The following is an 18,489-nucleotide window of genomic DNA, read 5'->3' as shown; positions in this document are numbered from 1 at the left end:
TTGGCTGCGTATCGGAGGGTCGAGATGGATGAGGTCTTCAAGGCATTGGCCGACCACAGCCGGCGGCAGCTGCTGGACAGCCTGAATGCCCGTAACGGGCAGACCCTGCGAGAGCTGTGTTCCGGGCTGGACATGGCCCGGCAGTCGGTCAGCAAACACCTGGCCGTGCTGGAAGCGGCCAACCTTGTGACGGCTGTGCGCCGAGGCCGGGAAAAGCTGCACTACCTCAATGCCGAGCCGATCAACGCCATCGCCGATCGCTGGATCAGTCACTACGACCGTGAGCGGGTGCGTGCACTCGCCGATCTGAAGCAAGCACTGGAGGCAAGCCCCGTGAACAGCGCGTTCGTCTACACGACCTACATCAACACCACGCCGGAGAAGCTCTGGCAGGGCCTGACCGACCCGGCCTTCACCCGCCGCTACTGGGGGGTGGAGTTCGAGGCGGACTGGAAGCCCGGATCAACCATGACCTGGGTAGAGCGAGGTACGAAGACCTCCCACCCCGACCAGGTCGTGCTCGAATCAGACCCCTACCGGCGCCTGTCCTACACCTGGCACACCTTCACGCCCGATTGGGCCAAGACCGCCGGCGTGAGCGAGGAGGCCCTTGCCGAACTGGCCGCCGAGCAGAGGTCGAAGGTGACCTTCGAGATCGAACCCGCCGGAGCGATGACCAAGCTCACCGTCGTACACGACGGCTTCGAACGTGAGAGCACCCTGCGAGAAATGATCCAGCACGGCTGGCCCGCCCTCCTCTCCAGCCTCAAGACCCTACTTGAAACCGGCGAGCCGCTTCCCGATCCTGACCACCAGGATTCTTGAGCACAGCCTCGGACACTGCCGCGTGTCCGTACGGTGACCGTAGGGGCAGGGACGGAGTGCCCCGGCTGCGGCTGGTCGTGGTCGCGGATGACGGCACCGGGCCGAGGTTGTGCAGTGGGTGCGGTGGTCCGCTGATGCCGTCGGCGAAGGCGGCGGCGGTGTTCTGCTCATCGGCGTGCCGGTCGCGGCACTGGCGGCGGATGCGGCGGGCGCAGGCGAGGACCGAGGCGGTGAACGTCGGCGCGACGGCCTGCTGCCCAGAGTGCGGGGCGTCGTGGACGATCGGGGTCGACCGTCTCGTCTCGGCAACGTACTGCTCTCCCCGCTGCCGCAAACGGTCCTGGCACAGGCGGCGCACACAGCCGGGCGGGGTGTGAGGCCGCGCACCCGGCGGTGACAGGGCCGCTTCGCGCGCCGGGGCCGGCGCGGATCATGCACTTGCGCGCGACCGCCCGCAAGCACTGCCGGGCCGACCACAGGGCTGTGAAGGCCGAGGCCAAGGACTCGTCGAAGGCCCGGCGGTAGCCCGGACTACCGGGAGCCCGCCACAGGGTGCGACTTGTAGAAGGACTCCTCCAGGTAGGCGGCCTCGTGCGGCTGGTAGGGCTCCTCCAAGTAGGCGGCCTCGTCTTCGTCGAGTTCGACGTCCACCGCGGCGACCGCGTCGGCCAGCTGGGCCGGCTTGGTGACCCCGACGATGGGCGAGGTCACCGCCGGGTTGCGCATGACCCAGGCCAGGGCGACCTGGGCCGGGGACAGACCCCGCTTGCCCGCGATCTCGTGGACGCGCTCGGCCACTGCCTGGTCCTCGTCGCGGTAGAGGATCTTGCCGCCCTCGTCGGTCTCGGCACGCGCCGTGGCGGTGTCCCGGGCCCGCGTCAGCCTGCCCCGCGCCAGCGGGCTCCACGGGATCACGCCGATGCCCTGGTCGGCGCAGAGCGGGAGCATCTCCCGCTCTGCTTCTCGGTGGATGAGGTTGTAGTGGTCCTGCATCGATACGAACCGGGTCCAGCCGTTCAGGTCAGCCAGGTACAGGGCCTTGGCGAACTGCCAGGCGTGCATGGAAGAGGCTCCGATGTAGCGGACCTTCCCGGACCTGACCGCGTCGTGCAGCGCCTCAAGGGTTTCCTCGATCGGGGTGTCGTAGTCCCAGCGATGGATCTGGTACAGGTCGATGTAGTCGGTCCCCAGTCGCTTCAGGGAGGCATCGAGCTCGGCGAAGATCGCCTTGCGGGACAGCCCGGCGCCGTTCGGGCCGGGGCGCATCCGCATCCAGACCTTGGTGGAGAGAACGACCTCCTCGCGCCGGGTGAAGTCCTTGACCGCCTGGCCGACGATCTCCTCGCTGCTTCCGGCGCTGTACCCATTGGCCGTGTCGAGGAAGTTGACGCCGCCATCGAGGGCCTGCTTGATGATGTCCCGGCTGGCGTCCGCGCCCAGCGACCAGGGCTCGCCGCCCCGGTCCGGCTCGCCGAAGCTCATGCAGCCGAGGGTGATGGCGGAGACTTCCAGCCCGGTCGTTCCGAGCTTGATGTATCGCATACTTCCGAACCTAGGAGCTGGAGTGCGCTCCAACGCAATACGTCTCGGTCCGGAATTCGGAGGCGTGGGGCATGTGCGCGCCCTGTCAGGTTTCCACCGTTTCGGCCAGACGTACCAGAGAACCCAGTGGTAGCGAGTAACAGGCTGTCAATTCTCGGCCGAGCGCGTGGGGCACTACTCAGCCCCCGACGGCAAACCGCCCTCGCGGGTCCGTCGCCACGACCGATCATCGCTCGATCACTAAGCGATTCCGCTGGTCCGGGCGGCGGTATCGCGGCGCTCGCGACGGCGCCCCTACCCGCGGGATCTCTTACCAAAGCTCCTGTCTCATTTGGAAACCTACCGGTTCACATGAGATTGAGAACGCACGCCCCGGTGCACCCGACACCCCCGCACACGCCCTGCCCAGGCCAGCTGCCACCGCATGCGCAGGCGTCACGCAGCCCTCACGGCCCTACCCCAGCGACCTGCCCGACGCCCGCTGGGAACTCATCCGCCCCCACCCTCGAAGCCTGGCGCCAGGCCCGCAACGGCATCCGCAAACCCACCCACGACCCGCGCGCCCTGATGAACGCCATCCTCTACGTCGACCGCACCGGCATCCCCTGGCGCTACCTCCCCCACGACTTCCCGCCCCACCAGACCGTCTACGGCTACTTCGCCCACTGGGAAGCCGACGGCATCTTCGACCAGCTCACCGGCCTGCTACGCGGCAAAGTCCGCCAGGCCGAAGGCCGCACCAGCGAGCCCAGCGCCTGCCTGATCGACAGCCAGAGCATCAAAACCTCCGCCACCGTCCCCCTGGCCAGCCAAGGCATCGACCCGGCCAAGAAGATCATCGGACGCAAGCGGCACATCGTCACCGACATGCTCGGCCCCCTGCTGGCCGTGGCCGTCACCGCCGCCAGCGTCCACGACTCCGCCGCCGGCCCCCCTCTTCGCCAACGTCTCCGCACGCCACCCCACCATCAGCAAAGCCTGGACCGACAACGGCTACAAGACCAAAGCCGTCGAACACGCAGCCCACCTCGGCATCGACCTCGAAATCGTCCAACGCGACCCCAGCACACGCGGCTTTCATGTCCAGCCCCGCCGCTGGGTCATGAGCCAAAGTCGACATGCTGACGACGGACGAGTCGTTGCTGCTTACGGCACATGTTCCTCATCCTGCGCACCCTCGGTGAACAACGCCCTGAGAGGTCGGCCGTCCACCGGAGACGTAGCCGTCTCAGCCTCGGTGGCGCGCAGGGCACGCAGGAGCGCGCGGGCGACCGCGTCGTTCTGGCGGAAGGCCGGTGCGTTGGTGCGGGGGCGGGCGAAGGCGGCGACGGCCCGGCTGTTGGTGGGGGCGCCGAGGGCGATGCGGCGGGGATGGGGGCTGTCGAGGGACGGGTCGATGACGTAGCCGTCCGCCGGGGAGACCGCGAGCAGGCCGGAGCGGTGGGTGTGGGTGGGGTCGGCGATGACCTCCTCGGCGAGTGCGCCTTCCTGATACAGGCCCCGCAGGAGTGGGTCCTCGGTGTGGGCAAGGGAGGGCCCCGGCAGGTACGCCTCGATCAGGGCCGTGGCGTGGGTGGTGTGGCCGGAGACGGTGGTGCTGGTCGCGGTGAAGGTGCCGCTCGTCTCGTCGGTGGCGATGCGGATACCCGCCCCCAGGAAGTGGACGATGCCGGCCTGGGACAGCGCGAGGAGTTGGCGCAGGCGGAAGCCGGGCGGACCGGAGGCGAGGAAGCTGAAGAAGCCGTGCCACCAGCCGTCGAGGTCGTCGGCGACCGAGCGGGCGGTGAGACGACCGGAGGCGACGAGGCGGGGCAGTTGGCCGTAGACGGAGAGCAGGGCGAGGAACGCGCCGAGGTCGGCGCTGAACTCCGGGTTCTCGCGGCGGGTGACGTCCTGAGCGATGTGGTCGCGCAGGTGGTCCTGGAAGGCGTCCGGTGTGGGGAAGGCGAGGCCGTCCAGCGGATGATCGAGGGCTTCGAAGTCGAGCCTGTCCGCCGGGTCGGGTACGGCCGTGGCGACGAGGGCGGCCATCTCGTCGTCGTACCAGCCCAGGCGGTCGTAGGCGGCGACGAAGTCCGTCCAAGGGAAGGCGGTGCGCTCCGGGTGGGCGTGGAACAGCTCGTGGTAGTGGCCGAAGCCGATCTCCTTCGCCATCAGCGGCCATACATCGCGCCGCAGGTCCAGCGGGCGGCCCTCGGCGAGCAGCCCGTCGACCGCCTCGGGGCCGAAGTGGCGCGGCAGCGGAGGCCGGGGGCCCTGGAGCCGGTAGCGGGTCTTGGAGTGATACGGCACTCCGCGCCGCGATCCGACGTGCAGGACGGGCTCGCGGCCGGACGGGAGGTAGGTGAGCGTGCCGTCGGCCCCGGTGCGGTAGGTGCCGCCGCGGCCCTCGGTGAGCAGGGCCATCAGGTCGATGAATGCCAGCCCGAAGCCGCGCAGGATGACGTGTTCGCCCGGTCGCAGTGCGGACAGGTCGGCGTCGGCGGAGAACTCGGGCGGGAGGTGGAAGCGGCCGTGCCGGCGGGCGAAGGCGGCGTGGTCACGGTACTCGGCGGCGGGAGTGGAGCCGAGGTGTCCCTGGGCGAGGACGACCAGGTCGGCGGTGAGCGCAGTGGCACGGTCGGCGAGGTGCACCTGCTGCGGGCCGTCCGGGGGGCCGGTGACGGCGGTCGCGGTGGTGGGGTGCCACTCGACCGTGACGGTGGGCGGCAGCTGGGCCAGCGCCCTGCGGAACACCCAGTCCAGGTAGGCGCTCTGGGCGCGGCGGGTGGGGAAGTCGGACCCGTCGAGCGTGCGCAGTTCGGCGAGCACCTCCGGGTCGGCGGGTTCGGCGTACGGGGCGTGGTGTGGGCCCCTGCCGGAGAACTGGGCGGCCCACTCGGCGAGCGAGGGGCCCGGCTGTACCGGGCCGTCGACGGTGGACGACTCGTCGGTGAACATGGTGACGTCCTCGGCCATGGAGTTCATCCGCAGCAGCGCGGGCTGCTCGTGGCGCCAGATGCGTCCCGGTCCGGGCGCGTGGGGATCCACCAAGTGGATGCACAACTGCCGTGAACCGTCCCACAGTTCGGGCGCGTTGGCGGCGATGCGCTCCAGCAGGCCCGTGGCGCGCGGTCCCGCGCCGACGACGACCAGGACGGCCGGCGAAGGGGTGCTGCTCACCGGTCACCGCCGATCGCCGGGCGGGCGTCGGCGGCCGTGGCCGCGCTCAGTCGGTGGCGCACGGCGGTCAGGTGGCCGCGCAGCCGTTGCAGCGGGGTCGGAGGCAGGGCGCGGGAGTCCCCGCGCGCGTAGTACCGCTCGACGTAGAACTGTCCCGCGCTCAGCACCGTGGTGACCGCGATGTACCACAGGGTGGCGACCATCAGCAGCGGGATGACCTGGTAGGTCTGGTTGTAGATCAGCTGCACCGAGTACAGCAGGTCGTGCACGGCCAGCACGCTGACGATGCTGGTGCCCTTGAGGGTGCCGATCAGCATGTTCCCGGACGTGGGCACGATGGAGCGCATCGCCTGGGGGACGACGATCCGGCGCAGGGTGCGGCGTCTGCTCAGCCCGAGTGCCTGGGCGGCCTCGGTCTGCCCGGAGTCCACGGAGAGGATGCCGCCGCGCACCACCTCGGCGGCGTAGGCGCTCTCGTGCAGGGTGAGGCCGATGACGGCGGTGAGGGTGGGCCCGAGCAGATTGACCGTCTGGACGGTGAGGAACTGCGGGCCGAAGGGGATGCCGAGGCCGAGCGTCGGATACAGGGCGCCGATGTTGAACCAGAACAGCAGCTGCACCAGCAGCGGCGTGGACCGGAAGATCCACACGTAGCCCCAACTCAGCGTGCGCAGCACAGGGTTGGCCGACAGCCGCATCACCGAGAGCACGGTGCCGAGCAGGAAGCCGAGCACCATCACCACAGCCGTCAGCCACAGGGACAGCAGCAGTCCGTCGAGCACGGCGGCAGTGGTGAAGTACCGGCCCACCACGCTCCATTGGAAGGCGTCGTTGCGGACGACGGAGTTGAGCACCATCGCGAACAGCAGCAGCGCGACGACAGCGGTCAGCCACCGGCCGACGTGCCGGCGCGGCACGATCCGCGGCACGTTGGGGCCAGGCGCGCTCGCCCGTTTCGGCGGTTTCGTCGCAGGGGCCGGCGTGACTTCGGAAGGCGTGACCATCGAGAGGCTCTCCGGGGGAAGGGATCGCAGGCGTGGGTGACCACCCGGTGGCACTCGCAGGGAGCGCAACGGCACAGGCGCTGCGTGCGTACGGTGCGGCCGGGGCTCGGCGTCGTCACATTCGCCACGTCCCTCAACGCGGCCGGAGCGGCTGCCGCGCAGGGCGGCCGATCCGCTGTCGATCGTATGTGCCCAGGGCAGCGATGTGTCAACAGCGCCCTGGGCAGGGCCGGTCCCGGCGGTCCGGCATCCGGGCGCTGCTTGACGAGCGCCACGATGTACTGCTCAATTAGTCGCATGAATGCCCAGCAGCGCTTGGTCTCGCGCGATCACATCGACTTCGGTCGGGTGTGGTCCGCCGCGTGTTGCGCCTGACTCGGCAGCGGGCCGTCTGACCGGCCCTTCCCTCCCTCGGTGACCCCGTCGCGGGCCGAGTTCTCTCCTCACGCGCGCTGCCGCAGCTCTGCTTCTCCTGACGCTCGACGTCGTCACGACTGCACCGACCCGTCTGCCTGACGTCCGTTCACTCATGCCTGCACGCAAGGCGGTTCAGCCATGCCTGCGTGCCGCCGCAATCCCTGAAAGGCCATGCCCATGCCCGTGGAGTTCCTCGGCATCGCCGCCACCAACGACGGCTCCGAAACCACCCCGCGCTCCGGCGCCGCGTTCGACAAGGAGTACACGCTCCGGCTCGCCCGGGCGCACGAGGAGCACGGCTGGGACCGGGTGCTGTTCGCCTACGGCTCCGGATCGCCGGACCCCGCACCGGCCGCCGCGTACATCGCCAGCAGGCTGGAGCGCCTGCAGATCCTGCTCGCCCACCGGCCCAACGTGTCCTACCCCACCTTCGCCGCGAAGACCTTCGCCACCCTCGACCGGATCAGCGAGGGCCGGCTGACCGTGCACTTCATCACCGGCGGCAACGACCACGAGCAGGGCCGCGAGGGCGACACCCTCACCAAGGACGAGCGCTACGCCCGCACCCTCGAGTACATCCGGATCGTCAAGAAGATCTGGACCACCCACGAGCCCTTCGACCATGAGGGTGAGCACTACCGCTTCCACGACTTCGTCAGCGACGTCTTCCCGGTCCAGCAGCCCCGCCCGAACGTGTCGTTCGGCGGCTCGTCCCCTGCCGCGTACGCCGCGGGCGGCGCCGAGGCCGACATCTACTGCCTGTGGGGCGAGCCCCTCGCCAGGACCGCCGAGCAGATCGAGAACGTGAAGGCCGCCGCGAAGGCCGCGGGCCGCACCGACGTGCCGCGCATCCAGGTCGCCTTCCGCCCGATCATCGCCCCGACCGAGGAACTGGCCTGGGAGAAGGCCCACCGCACGGTCGGTGCGATCAAGGCGCGCAAGGAGAGGGGCGAGGCGATCACCAAGCGCCACAACGGGCACCCGCAGCCGCAGAACACCGGCTCGCAGCGGCTGCTCGCCATCGCCGAGGCAGGGGAGCGCTACGACCGGGCCCTGTGGACGCCGACCGCCGCAGCGACCGGCGGCGCGGGCAACTCCAACGCCCTGGTCGGCACGCCCGAGACCGTGGCCCAGGCGCTACTTGACTACTACGACCTCGGCGTCGACATCCTCTCCGCCCGCGGCTACGACCTGCTGGGCGACGCCATCGACTTCGGCCGGTATGTGATCCCGATCGTCCGCGAGGAGGTCGCCAAGCGCGACGCCGAACGGGCGGCACGCGGGACGCAAACCCTTGCGGCGGTGGGCGAATGACCTCCGTAGCCCAACCATCGTCGTCAGCAGTGAATGTGACGGTGCTTCATGTCGCTGTCTCCGACCCGCGCGTGAGACCCCTGCTGCGCGAACTCGGCCACGAGTACTCCACGCGCTACGGCAAGGACGCCCACGCCGAGATCTCCCGCTACCCCGACGAGGAGTTCACCGAACCGTACGGCGGCCTGCTGCTCCTGCTGCTGGAGCGCGGCGAGCCCGTCGCAGGCGGCGCCTTCCGGCGGTACGACGCGACCACCGCCGAACTGAAGCGGATCTGGACCCACTCCGCCCACCGGCGGCGTGGCCTTGCCCGCCGTGTCATCGCCGAGCTGGAACGCGAGGCGGGCGCACGCGGCTACCGGCGGATCTACCTGACCACCGGGCCACGCCAGCCCGAGGCCCGCGGCCTGTACCTGGCCACCGGCTACACACCGCTGTTCGACACCGAGGCCGACCCGGAAACCGTCGGCCCGCTGCCCTTCGAGAAGCACCTCAACGTCCAGTCGCGCACATGAAAGGCCCCCGACCTGTGAACCTCCCCGGGATCAGAGCCGGCCTGCGCCTCGCCGCCCTCACGCTGCTACCGCTCCTGACACTGACCGCCTGTGGCTCCGGCGGCACCTCCGCCACCACACCGGCGGGCGCTCAGGCATCCCCCGTGCCGACCGACGACCCGGTCGCCGCCGTACGCAAGGTGGACTCCGTCGCCGCCCTGCTCCCCGCCGACGTCCGCAAGGCGGGCACGCTCCGCGTCGGCAGTTCGATCGGGTTCCCGCCCGGGGCGTACTTCCCGAACGGGCAGGACAAGCCGCCCGCGGGCCAGGACATCGACATCGCCGACGCGGTGGCCAAGGTCCTCGGCGTGAAGCTGGAGCGGCAGGACGCCTCCTTCGAGACGATCCTGCCCGCCCTGGGCAGCGGCAAGTACGACTTCGGGTCCGGCAACTTCGGCGTCACCACCGAACGCTTGAAGACCGTCGACTTCGTCACCTACATCAACGACGGCCAGGGCTTCGCGGTGAAGACGGGCAACACCGCCCTCGGCAAGAAGGTCACCGACCTCACCCAGCTGTGCGGGCTGACCATCGGCACCGGCGCCGGCACCACCTTCGAGGCCACCCTCACCGAGCAGAAGGGCGTGTGTGCCAAGGCGGGCGAGAAGCCGTACGACGTGAAGGTCTACTCGGAGAACGCGGCGACCCTCACCGCACTCCAGCAGGGCCGTATCGACGTGATCATGTCGACCATCAACGGCCTGCGCTACCAGGCGGCCCAGCCCGCCTCCCAGACCACCTTCCTCGGCGAGTTCCACCGCCTCGACGTCGGCTTCGCCTTCAAGAAGGGCTCCCCACTCACCAAGGCCTTCCAGGCCGCCGTCAACGAGCTGATCAAGGACGGCACGTACGCCCGGATCCTCACGAAGTGGGGCACCTCCGCCTCCGCGATCGACACGTCGCGGATCAACCCGCCCGAGCACACCTGAGAGTTGAGCAGGAACGTTCACGATGTCCACGCTGCCATCCACCACCGACACCGCGCCGCCCGGCGCGGCCACCCCGGGCACCGGCCCGGGGGCCCCGCCCGCCCCGGACGATCCGGCCTCCCTCAAGGTGGTACCCGCCCGCCACTACGCCCGTTGGGCCGCGGCCGTCGCCGTGATCGTGCTGGCTGCCCAGTTCGTGCACGGTCTGGCCACCAACCCGGTCTGGGAGTGGGGTGTCTTCAGCGACTACGTGCTGTCCGAGACGATCGTGCAGGCGGTGTGGGTGACCCTTCAGCTCACCGCCTACGCCACCGTACTGGGCTTCCTCCTGGGCACCGTCCTGGCCTTCATGCGGCTGTCACGCAGCCCGGTGCTGCAGACCGTCGCCTGGACCTACATCTGGATCTTCCGGTCCATACCGATGATCGTCCAGCTGGTGTTCTGGTTCAACCTGAGCGCGCTGTACGAGGAGTTGGGCTTCGGCATCCCCTTCGGCCCGGTGTTCTGGTCCGTCGACAGCAACAGCATCATCGGCACCATGGGCGCGGCCATCATCGGGCTGATGCTGCACCAGGCCGCCTATGCTGCCGAGATCGTGCGCGGTGGCGTCATCGCCGTCGACCACGGGCAGCTGGAGGCGGCCGCCGCGCTGGGCATTCCCCGGCTGCGGCAGATCCGCCGGATCGTGCTGCCGCAGGCCATGCGCGCCATCCTGCCCACGGCCGGCAACGAGATCATCGGCCTGCTCAAGGGCACCTCGGTGGTCTACGTGATGTCCATCGGCGAGCTGTTCTACCAGGTGCAGGTGATCTACGGCCGCAACGGCCGGGTGATCCCGCTGCTGCTGGTCGCCACCGCCTGGTACGTCGTCCTGACATCCCTGCTGTCGGTCGCCCAGTACTACGTGGAGCGCCGCTACGCGCGGGGCGCCAACCGCACCCCGCCGCCCACGCCGCTTCAGCGCGCCCGCCGCTTCGTCCGCACCCTGCGCGCGGCCGCCGCCCAGCGCAACCGGCCCGTCATACCCCTGAAGACCCCTGGACCCTTGGGAGACAGCCGATGAGCGACGTGACGGTGGCCGTCAAGGACGCGACGCCGACGGTCGGCGACGTGATGGTGGACGTCCACGGCGTCCACAAGAGCTTCGGCCCCCTGGAGGTGCTGCGTGGCGTCGACCTTCAGGTCCGGGCCGGCGAGGTCACCGTGATCCTCGGCCCGTCCGGCTCAGGGAAGTCCACGCTGCTGCGGACCATCAACCACCTGGAGAAGGTCAACCGCGGCTGGATCAGCATCGACGGCGAACTCATCGGCTACCGCCGCTCCGGGAGCAAGCTGCACGAACTGAAGGAGAAGGACGTTCTGAAGCAGCGCACCCACATCGGGTTCGTCTTCCAGAACTTCAACCTCTTCCCCCATCTGACCGTGCTGGAGAACCTGATCGAGGCCCCCGTCTCCGCACTGCGCCGCCCGCGGAGGGCAGCGGAGGAGACAGCCCGCCGGCTCCTCGACAGGGTCGGCCTCGCCGACAAGGCCGACGCCTACCCCCGGCAGCTCTCCGGCGGCCAGCAGCAGCGCGTGGCCATCGCCCGCGCACTCGCCCTCGAACCCAAGGTGCTGCTCTTCGACGAGCCCACCTCGGCGCTCGACCCGGAACTGGTCGGCGAAGTCCTCGACGTCATCAAGGACCTGGCCCGCACCGGAACCACCATGATCGTCGTGACCCACGAGATCGGCTTCGCCCGCGAGGTCGCCGACACCGTGGTGTTCATGGACGGCGGCGTCGTCGTGGAGCAGGGCCCGCCCGCGGCCGTCCTGGACAACCCGCAGCACGAGCGCACCCGCGCCTTCCTCTCCAAGGTCCTCTGACCGACCCTCACCCGTTTCCGCAAGCAAGGAGCACGACCATGTCCACCTCGATCACCCGCCGCACCGCCGCAGCCGCGCTCGGACTCGCCACCGCCCTCGTCCTCGCCGCGTGCAGCAACCCCGACGACGGCGGCACGACCGAGGTCGCGGCCACGTCGGGCAGCAAGACGAAGATCAACATCAGTCCCGACCAGAACCGCGTCACCACCGACAAGGTCGATTCCATAGCCGCCGAGGTCCCCGAGAAGATCCGCAAGAGAGGCACCCTGGAGATCGTCGACTCCTCCGGCTCCGCCGCGCCCCTGACCTTCTTCGCCACCGACAACAAGACCATCATCGGCGTCGAGCCCGACATCGCCTCACTGGTCGCCGACGTGCTCGGCCTCAAGCTGCACATCAACACGGTCTCCTGGGAGAACATCTTCGTCGGCCTCGACAGCGCCAAGTACGACGTCGGCTTCAGCAACATCACCGTCACCGAGGAGCGCAAGGAGAAGTACGACTTCGCCACCTACCGGGAGGACAACCTGGGTTTCGAGGCGAAGAAGGGCAGCGGACTGAAGATCACCGGGCCCGAGGACGTGGCGGGCAAGACGGTTGCCGTGGGCAGCGGCACCAACCAGGAGAAGCTGCTCATCGAGTGGAGCAAGGAGAACGAGAAGGCCGGCCGCAAGCCGGTGAACATCAAGTACTACCAGAACGACAGCGACACCTACCTCGCCCTCCAGTCCGGCCGCATCGACCTCTACCTCGGCCCCAACCCGACCGCCGCCTACCACGCGGCCACCACCGGCAAGACCGAGGTTGTCGGCACCTACTCCGGTGCCGGCGCCGCCCTCCAGGGCCTCATCGCGGCCACCACCAAGAAGGACAGCGGCCTGGTCAAGCCGCTCGCCGACGCCCTCAACCACGTCATCGAGAACGGCACGTACGCCACTGTGCTCAAGCGCTGGGGCCTGTCCGACGAGGCCGTGACCAAGTCCGAGATCAACCCGCCCGGCCTGCCCAAGACCAACAAGTAGCGACCCGGGGTGCACAGGCCGTACGACGCCTGCGCACCCCGCCTTCGTACAGGACACGAGGTCATGCCCCGCGAACTCCACCTCTCCCTCGCACTCGACGGGACCGGTCACCGCCCCGCAGAGTCCCTCGCAGCCGCCCATTGGACGGACCTGATCGGCCTCGCCGAGCAGGGCGCCCTGGACTTCGTCACTGTCGGCGACTCCCCCGCGCCACCGCACGACGACAGCGCCGGCCGGCTCGACCCGGTGGCCGTTCTCGCCCGCGCCGCGCCCCTGACCACCAGGATCGGCCTGGTCCCGGCGGTGAGCACCACCCACACCGAGCCCTTCCGCACCTCCACCGCCCTGGCCACCCTCGACCACGTCAGCGAGGGCCGGGCCGGCTGGCTGGTCGACGTCTCCAGCACCGAGGCCGAGGCCCCCGCCGTGGGCGGCCGCGGGGTCGCGCCCGCAGCCGAGTTGTGGGCCGAGGTGGCCGACGCCGCCGAGGGCGCCGTCCGGTTGTGGGAGAGCTGGGAGGGCGACGCGGAGACACGGGACGGCGCCACTGGCCGTTTCATCGACCGCGAACGACTGCACCACATCGACTTCGAGGGCCCGCACTTCTCCGTCCGCAGCCCGTCCAACGTCCCCCGCCCACCCCAGGGGCGGCCGCCCATCGCCGTCGCCCTCGACGTGCATGACTCGGACGGGCAGTGGGAGTTGGCAGCGAGCCACGCCGACGTCGTACTCCTGGACGCCGATCAGCCCTCCACGGCCTGGCTCGCCCGCGCGGCACTGCTGCGCCGGGCGGCGGAGGCCGGACGTGATCCGGAGGCGCTGCGGGTGCTGGTACGCGCCGCGGTCGATCTCGGGGGCGGCACCGGGCCCGGAGCCCTCCCGCCCGCCGAACTGCGCTTCACCGGCGCTGCCGCGGACCTCGCCGGTCTGCTCGCCGACTGGCACGAGACCACCGGCGTCGACGGCTTCCACCTCTTCCCGACCTCGGCCCCCGCCGATCTGCCCGCCGTGGTCCACGACCTCGTACCGGCGCTGCGCGAACGCAGCCTGTTCCGCGCCGACTACACCGGCCGCACCCTCCGCGACCACCTCGGCCTGCCCCGCCCCGCGGGCTGATACGACAGACTTCCAGGAAGGCCCCACGTGTCCTCAACGCCTCCTTCTTCCTTGCACCTTGCCGTCGCCCTGGACGGTGCCGGCTGGCATCCCGCCTCCTGGCGCGAGCCGGTGGCCCGCCCGCACGACCTGTTCACCGCCGGATACTGGGCCGATCTGGTCACCGAGGCCGAGCGCGGCCTGCTCGACTTCGTCACCATCGAGGACGGCCTCGGCCCGCAGTCCTCCCACTTCCTGGACCCGGACGAGCGCAGCGACCAGGTGCGCGGCCGCCTCGACGCCGTCCTCATCGCCTCCCGCGTCGCACCGCTGACCCGGCGCATAGGCCTGGTGCCGACGGTGGTGGCCACCCACACGGAGCCGTTCCACATCTCCAAGGCCATCGCCACCCTCGACTACGTCAGCGCCGGCCGCGCGGGCCTGCGCGTGCAGATCACCGCCCGCCCGAACGAGGCCGCGCACTTCGGCCGCCGCACCATCCCGCGCATCGAGGCCTACGACCACCCGGACACCGGGGGGTTGGTCGCCGGCCTCGTCGACGAGGCCGCTGATTACGTGGAAGTTGTGCGCCGCCTCTGGGACAGCTGGGAGGACGACGCCGAGATCCGGGACGCCGCCACCGGCCGCTTCATCGACCGCGACAAGCTGCACTACATCAACTTCGAGGGCCGGTTCTTCAGCGTCAGGGGCCCCTCCATCACCCCGCGCCCGCCGCAGGGTCAGCCGCTGGTCACCGCCCTGGCCCACCAGACCGTTCCGTACCGGCTCGTGGCCCGCCAGGCCGACATCGGCTACGTCACTCCGCACGACGCCGAGCAGGCCCGCCCGATCGTCGCCGAGATCCGCGCCGAGCAGGAGGCGGCCGGGCGAGCAGGCGAACCCCTGCATGTCTTCGGTGACGTGGTGGTCTTCCTGGACGACGACCAGGCCGCCGCGGAGAACCGGCGCGCGCGCCTCGACGCCCTCGCGGGGGAGCCGTACACCAGCGACGCCCGGATCTTCGCCGGTACGCCTGACCAACTCGCCGATCTGCTACAGGAGTTGCACACCGCTGGGCTGACCGGCTTCCGGCTGCGCCCCGCCGTCGCGGGCCATGACCTCCCGGCGATTACCCGGGGGCTGGTCCCCGAACTGCAACGCCGGGGCGCCTTCCGCCGCGCCTACGAGGCCGACACTCTGCGCGGCCTGCTGGGCCTGGCCCGCCCCGCCAACCGCTATGCCGCCGCGACCGCCTGAGCCGGAGGGACGACCACGACCATGAGCAAGCCGCTGAAGCAGATCCATCTGGCCGCCCACTTCCCCGGCGTCAACAACACCACCGTGTGGAGCGACCCGCGGGCCGGCAGCAACATCGAGTTCAGCTCCTTCGTGCACTTCGCGCAGACCGCCGAACGCGCCAAGTTCGACTTCCTGTTCCTCGCCGAGGGGCTCAGGCTCCGCGAACAGGGCGGACAGATCTACGACCTGGACGTCGTCGGCCGCCCCGACACGTTCACCGTCCTGGCCGCACTCGCCGCCGTCACCGAGCACCTCGGCCTGACCGGCACCATCAACTCCACCTTCAACGAGCCCTACGAGGTCGCCCGCCAGTTCGCCAGCCTCGACCACCTCTCCGGCGGGCGCTCCGCCTGGAACGTCGTCACCTCCTGGGACGCCTTCACCGGCGAGAACTTCCGCCGCGGCGGCTTCCTGCCGCAGGAGGAGCGCTACTCCCGCGCGAAGGAGTTCCTGGCCGCGGCGAACGAACTCTTCGACTCCTGGCACGGCGACGAGATCCTCGCCGACCAGGAGACCGGCACCTTCCTGCGGGACGCCAAGGCCGGCGCCTTCGTCCACACCGGACAGCACTTCGACATCCACGGACAGTTCAACGTGCCGCGCTCCCCGCAGGGCCGCCCGGTGATCTTCCAGGCCGGCGACTCCGAGGAGGGCCGCGAGTTCGCCGCCTCCGAAGCCGACGCGATCTTCAGCCGGCACGCCACCCTCGAAGCCGGCCAGGCCTTCTACACTGACGTCAAGAACCGCCTCGCCGGGTACGGCCGCCGCCACGACCAACTGCTGATCCTGCCCGCCGCCACCTTCACCCTCGCCGACACCGACGCCGAGGCGGAGGAGCTCGCCAGAGAGGTGCGCCGCCAGCAGGTCAGCGGCGCCACCGCCCTCAAACACCTGGAGTTCGTCTGGAACCGGGACCTGTCCTCCTATGACCCGGACGGCCCCCTCCCCGACATCGACCCGGACGTCAGCGACAACCACATCTCCAAGGGCCGCGCCCAGGTCCGCATGTACCGCGACCCGCTGGCCACCGCCCGTGAGTGGCGCGAGCTCGCCGCCGCAAACAACTGGTCCATCCGCGACCTGGTCATCGAGACCGGCAACCGGCAGAACTTCATCGGTTCGGCCGAGACGATCGCCCGCACCATCAACGAGTTCGTGCAGGCCGACGCAAGTGACGGCTTCATTCTCGTCCCGCACATCACCCCGACCGGCCTCCACGAGTTCGCCGACAAGGTCGTCCCGCTCCTGCAGGAACAGGGCGTGTTCCGCACGGAGTACGAGGGCCCGACCCTGCGCGACCACCTCGGCCTGGCCCACCCCGACGACGTCCGTGACGAGCGGGTGGCGTCGTGAAGTTCCTCGCCACCACCCTGATCGTGCACCGGTCGGATCCGATCACCGGGTGCACAAGCCGACCCATGACCGCTTCCGCGAGGTCCTCGACAACGCCCTGCTCGCCGAGGCACTCGGCTTCGACGGCTTCGGAGTGGGGGAGCGGCACGAGCGGCCCTTCATCTCCTCCTCGCCGGCCGTCGTCCTCAGCCACATCGCGGCACTGACCCGACGCATCCGGCTCCGGCTGTTCACCGCCGTGACCACGCTCAGCCTCCTGGACCCGGTGCGCGCCTACGAGGACTACGCCACCCTCGACCATCTCGCCGAGGGGCGGCTGGAGCTGATCATCGGCAGGGGAAACGGCGCCGCCCAGCGCGAGCTGTTCCATGTCACCCCCGAGGACCAGTGGGACCGCAACGCCGAGAGCTATGAGGTGTTCCGGCAGACCTGGCGGCAGGACAAGGTGACCGCGGCGACCGCTTCCGCCCGCCGCTGAAGGACGCCGAGGTGCGGCCGAGGCCCTACCAACGGCCCGTCCGGGTCTGGCACGGCAGTGCCACCAGCAAGGAGTCGGTGGATCTGGCCGCCCGCTACGGCGACCCTCTGTTCTCGGCGAACGTCACCAACCCCATCGAGCCGTACGCCGAGTTGATCAGGTACTACCGCGAGCGCGGCTCAAGGTGTACCGGCCGATCTTCAGTCGACGCTGGCGTTCCAGAAGCAGTTCGGCCTGCCGGTGCTCTTCGAGACCGTGGAGGACTTCGTTGAGCGCAGCTCCGCCCGCAGCAGATCATCGACAAGGTGCACCGCTACCACGAGCAGTTCGGGCACACGGTGCTCCATCTGCACGCGGACGCGAACGGGTTGCCCGATGCCCAGCACCGCGCCTCGCTCCAGCGCTTCCAGTCCGATGTCGCCCCGGTACTGCGCCGCGACATCCCGGACCCGCCCTTCGTCTGGAGACCGGTCCTGCCCGTCACCGAGGAGGAACCCGCCCATGCCTGACATCCCCCTCGGCGTCCTCGACCTGGTGCCGATACCGTCCGGCTCGACGGCCGCCGACGCCCTGCGCAACTCCATCGACCTGGCACAGCAGACCGAGCGCCTCGGGTACGCCCGGTACTGGTTCGCCGAGCACCACCTCAACCCGGGCGTCGCGGGTACGTCCCCCGGGGTCGTTCTCGCGCCGACCGCCTCCGCCACCTCCACGATCCGGCTCGGCTCCGGCGCCGTAGAACTCGGCCACCGCACCGCGCTCAGCACGGTCGAGTGGTTCGGCCTGTCGATGCCCTGCATCCCGGCCGCTCCGACCTCGGCCTGGGGCTCTCGAGCGGCCGCCCGCCGGGGCAACCGCCGACCGCAGCCCCTGCGACCGTTACCCGCGTCGTGGCCGGTCGGGCCCCGAACGGCCTCCTCATCCCGCCCCGCTTTTCCTGCGAACGTCCAGCACGGTGGCGGGGCTGACGTGGTAGTTCGCGGCGAACCGCAGCCCCCGCGCGCCCGCGGCCTTGGCGCTCTGGCCGCCACTGCTGCCCAGGATCCACACCTCGACGTCGGTGCCCTCGCCCGGCACGGCGTGCGCCTCGACGCCCTCCGGGGACCGGTGGGTCGGCCGTGGACGGCTACCGGTCCTTCGTCCAGCCCTCCGACTTCCTCGACAAGCCGTACGTCAGCGTCTCGGCCGACGTGGTCGTGGCGGAGGACGAGGAGACGGCCCACGAGCTCGCCACCGGCTACGCGGCCTGGGTCCGCAGCATCCGCACCGCTGAGGGCGCCATCGAGTACCCGACGCCGGAGCAGGCCCGGGCCTTCGAGTGGCGCGACGAGGACCGGGAACTGGTGCGGGACCGCGTGGACACGCAGTTCGTCGGCTCACCGGGGCAGGTGGCCGACCGCCTGCTGCAACTCCAAGGAGCCACCGGGGCTGACGAATTGCTCATCACGACCATCACGCACGACCACGCCGACCGGGTGAGGTCGTACGAACTGCTCGCGCAGGAGTGGAACTGGAGGTGAGCGGGAGCCCGGCATGCGGGAGACCGCCGCCGGGCTCCCGCGCGCAGGCCGGCGGGGAGCGGTCGCGGGACCGACCTGAGTGTCCCCACGCAACCTGGGCCGGCGGGCC

General features: G+C 70.2%; 13 protein-coding genes and 3 pseudogenes. 13 read left to right on the top strand and 3 right to left on the bottom strand.

The window, feature by feature from the left end:
* Positions 1 to 24: 24 nt before the first annotated feature.
* The gene (locus tag IE262_RS00620) at positions 25 to 825 is read left to right on the top strand and encodes an ArsR/SmtB family transcription factor (RefSeq protein WP_189870411.1); all 801 of its coding nucleotides are present in this window, start codon (positions 25 to 27) and stop codon (positions 823 to 825) included.
* A 531-nt stretch (positions 826 to 1,356) separates the two neighbouring features.
* Here IE262_RS00620 and IE262_RS00615 read toward each other — a convergent pair.
* On the bottom strand, positions 1,357 to 2,367 hold the full coding sequence (locus tag IE262_RS00615; RefSeq protein WP_189870409.1) for an aldo/keto reductase: 1,011 nt from the start codon (positions 2,365 to 2,367) through the stop codon (positions 1,357 to 1,359).
* A gap of 401 nt (positions 2,368 to 2,768) precedes the next feature.
* On the opposite strand from IE262_RS00615, the pseudogene IE262_RS00610 reads away from it, so the two are divergent.
* Positions 2,769 to 3,481 (top strand): annotated as a pseudogene (locus IE262_RS00610) (IS5 family transposase); the annotation flags it as partial.
* Positions 3,482 to 3,513: 32 nt separating this feature from the next.
* On the opposite strand, the gene IE262_RS00605 reads toward IE262_RS00610, so the two are convergent.
* Positions 3,514 to 5,529 (bottom strand): FAD/NAD(P)-binding protein, encoded by a 2,016-nt coding sequence (locus IE262_RS00605; protein WP_189870407.1) that lies wholly within the window; start codon positions 5,527 to 5,529, stop codon positions 3,514 to 3,516.
* Positions 5,526 to 6,533 (bottom strand): amino acid ABC transporter permease, encoded by a 1,008-nt coding sequence (locus IE262_RS00600; protein ID WP_189870405.1) that lies wholly within the window; start codon positions 6,531 to 6,533, stop codon positions 5,526 to 5,528. Before IE262_RS00600 ends, IE262_RS00605 begins: the two co-directional genes overlap by 4 nt.
* Positions 6,534 to 7,127: 594 nt before the next feature.
* Here IE262_RS00600 and IE262_RS00595 point away from each other — a divergent pair.
* The 11 genes and pseudogenes from IE262_RS00595 to IE262_RS40440 all read left to right on the top strand — a co-directional run bounded on the left by IE262_RS00595 (position 7,128) and on the right by IE262_RS40440 (position 18,380).
* Entirely contained in the window at positions 7,128 to 8,264 is a 1,137-nt protein-coding gene (locus tag IE262_RS00595) for an LLM class flavin-dependent oxidoreductase (RefSeq protein ID WP_189870403.1), read from the top strand.
* Positions 8,261 to 8,779 carry a GNAT family N-acetyltransferase gene (locus tag IE262_RS00590; RefSeq protein ID WP_189870401.1) on the top strand — a complete coding sequence of 173 codons (519 nt, stop codon included), beginning with the start codon at positions 8,261 to 8,263 and terminating at the stop codon, positions 8,777 to 8,779. Before IE262_RS00595 ends, IE262_RS00590 begins: the two co-directional genes overlap by 4 nt.
* On the top strand, positions 8,776 to 9,747 hold the full coding sequence (locus tag IE262_RS00585) for an ABC transporter substrate-binding protein (protein ID WP_189870399.1): 972 nt from the start codon (positions 8,776 to 8,778) through the stop codon (positions 9,745 to 9,747). The genes IE262_RS00590 and IE262_RS00585 overlap by 4 nt, the downstream gene beginning before the upstream one ends.
* A 31-nt stretch (positions 9,748 to 9,778) precedes the next feature.
* Positions 9,779 to 10,810, top strand: coding sequence for an amino acid ABC transporter permease (locus IE262_RS00580; protein ID WP_189871552.1), 1,032 nt, complete (start codon positions 9,779 to 9,781; stop codon positions 10,808 to 10,810).
* Positions 10,807 to 11,613, top strand: a complete 807-nt coding sequence (locus tag IE262_RS00575) for an amino acid ABC transporter ATP-binding protein (RefSeq protein WP_308432698.1) — start codon at positions 10,807 to 10,809, stop codon at positions 11,611 to 11,613. Before IE262_RS00580 ends, IE262_RS00575 begins: the two co-directional genes overlap by 4 nt.
* A 38-nt stretch (positions 11,614 to 11,651) precedes the next feature.
* The gene (locus IE262_RS00570; RefSeq protein ID WP_189870397.1) at positions 11,652 to 12,635 is read left to right on the top strand and encodes an ABC transporter substrate-binding protein; all 984 of its coding nucleotides are present in this window, start codon (positions 11,652 to 11,654) and stop codon (positions 12,633 to 12,635) included.
* A 63-nt stretch (positions 12,636 to 12,698) separates the two neighbouring features.
* Positions 12,699 to 13,751: an LLM class flavin-dependent oxidoreductase gene (locus tag IE262_RS00565; protein ID WP_189870395.1), complete on the top strand. Its 1,053-nt coding sequence runs from the start codon at positions 12,699 to 12,701 to the stop codon at positions 13,749 to 13,751.
* Between the two features lie 27 nt (positions 13,752 to 13,778).
* A complete protein-coding gene (locus tag IE262_RS00560) occupies positions 13,779 to 14,987 on the top strand; it encodes an LLM class flavin-dependent oxidoreductase (RefSeq protein WP_189870393.1) in 1,209 nt (402 codons plus the stop codon).
* 21 nt (positions 14,988 to 15,008) lie between these two features.
* Entirely contained in the window at positions 15,009 to 16,382 is a 1,374-nt protein-coding gene (locus IE262_RS00555) for an NtaA/DmoA family FMN-dependent monooxygenase (RefSeq protein ID WP_189870391.1), read from the top strand.
* A pseudogene (locus IE262_RS00550) lies at positions 16,379 to 17,369 on the top strand (LLM class flavin-dependent oxidoreductase). The gene IE262_RS00555 and the pseudogene IE262_RS00550 overlap by 4 nt, the downstream one beginning before the upstream one ends.
* Positions 17,362 to 18,380: pseudogene (locus IE262_RS40440) on the top strand (LLM class flavin-dependent oxidoreductase). The pseudogenes IE262_RS00550 and IE262_RS40440 overlap by 8 nt, the downstream one beginning before the upstream one ends.
* Positions 18,381 to 18,489 lie beyond the last annotated feature (109 nt).

Origin of the sequence: Streptomyces bluensis (assembly GCF_014650715.1) — a bacterium.
Taxonomy (GTDB): Bacteria; Actinomycetota; Actinomycetes; order Streptomycetales; family Streptomycetaceae; genus Streptomyces; species Streptomyces bluensis.
The sequence above is the reverse complement of the archived record's forward strand: the minus strand, read 5'-3'. Positions and strand labels throughout refer to the sequence as shown.

Excerpts from the sequence above, each read along its gene's own strand:
- IE262_RS00620 (WP_189870411.1), top strand. The coding sequence starts at position 25 with ATGGATGAGGTCTTCAAGGCATTGGCCGACCACAGCCGGCGGCAGCTG.
- IE262_RS00615 (WP_189870409.1), bottom strand. The coding sequence starts at position 2,367 with ATGCGATACATCAAGCTCGGAACGACCGGGCTGGAAGTCTCCGCCATC.
- IE262_RS00600 (WP_189870405.1), bottom strand. The coding sequence starts at position 6,533 with ATGGTCACGCCTTCCGAAGTCACGCCGGCCCCTGCGACGAAACCGCCG.
- IE262_RS00595 (WP_189870403.1), top strand. The coding sequence starts at position 7,128 with ATGCCCGTGGAGTTCCTCGGCATCGCCGCCACCAACGACGGCTCCGAA.
- IE262_RS00590 (WP_189870401.1), top strand. The coding sequence starts at position 8,261 with ATGACCTCCGTAGCCCAACCATCGTCGTCAGCAGTGAATGTGACGGTG.
- IE262_RS00585 (WP_189870399.1), top strand. The coding sequence starts at position 8,776 with ATGAAAGGCCCCCGACCTGTGAACCTCCCCGGGATCAGAGCCGGCCTG.
- IE262_RS00575 (WP_308432698.1), top strand. The coding sequence starts at position 10,807 with ATGAGCGACGTGACGGTGGCCGTCAAGGACGCGACGCCGACGGTCGGC.
- IE262_RS00570 (WP_189870397.1), top strand. The coding sequence starts at position 11,652 with ATGTCCACCTCGATCACCCGCCGCACCGCCGCAGCCGCGCTCGGACTC.
- IE262_RS00565 (WP_189870395.1), top strand. The coding sequence starts at position 12,699 with ATGCCCCGCGAACTCCACCTCTCCCTCGCACTCGACGGGACCGGTCAC.
- IE262_RS00555 (WP_189870391.1), top strand. The coding sequence starts at position 15,009 with ATGAGCAAGCCGCTGAAGCAGATCCATCTGGCCGCCCACTTCCCCGGC.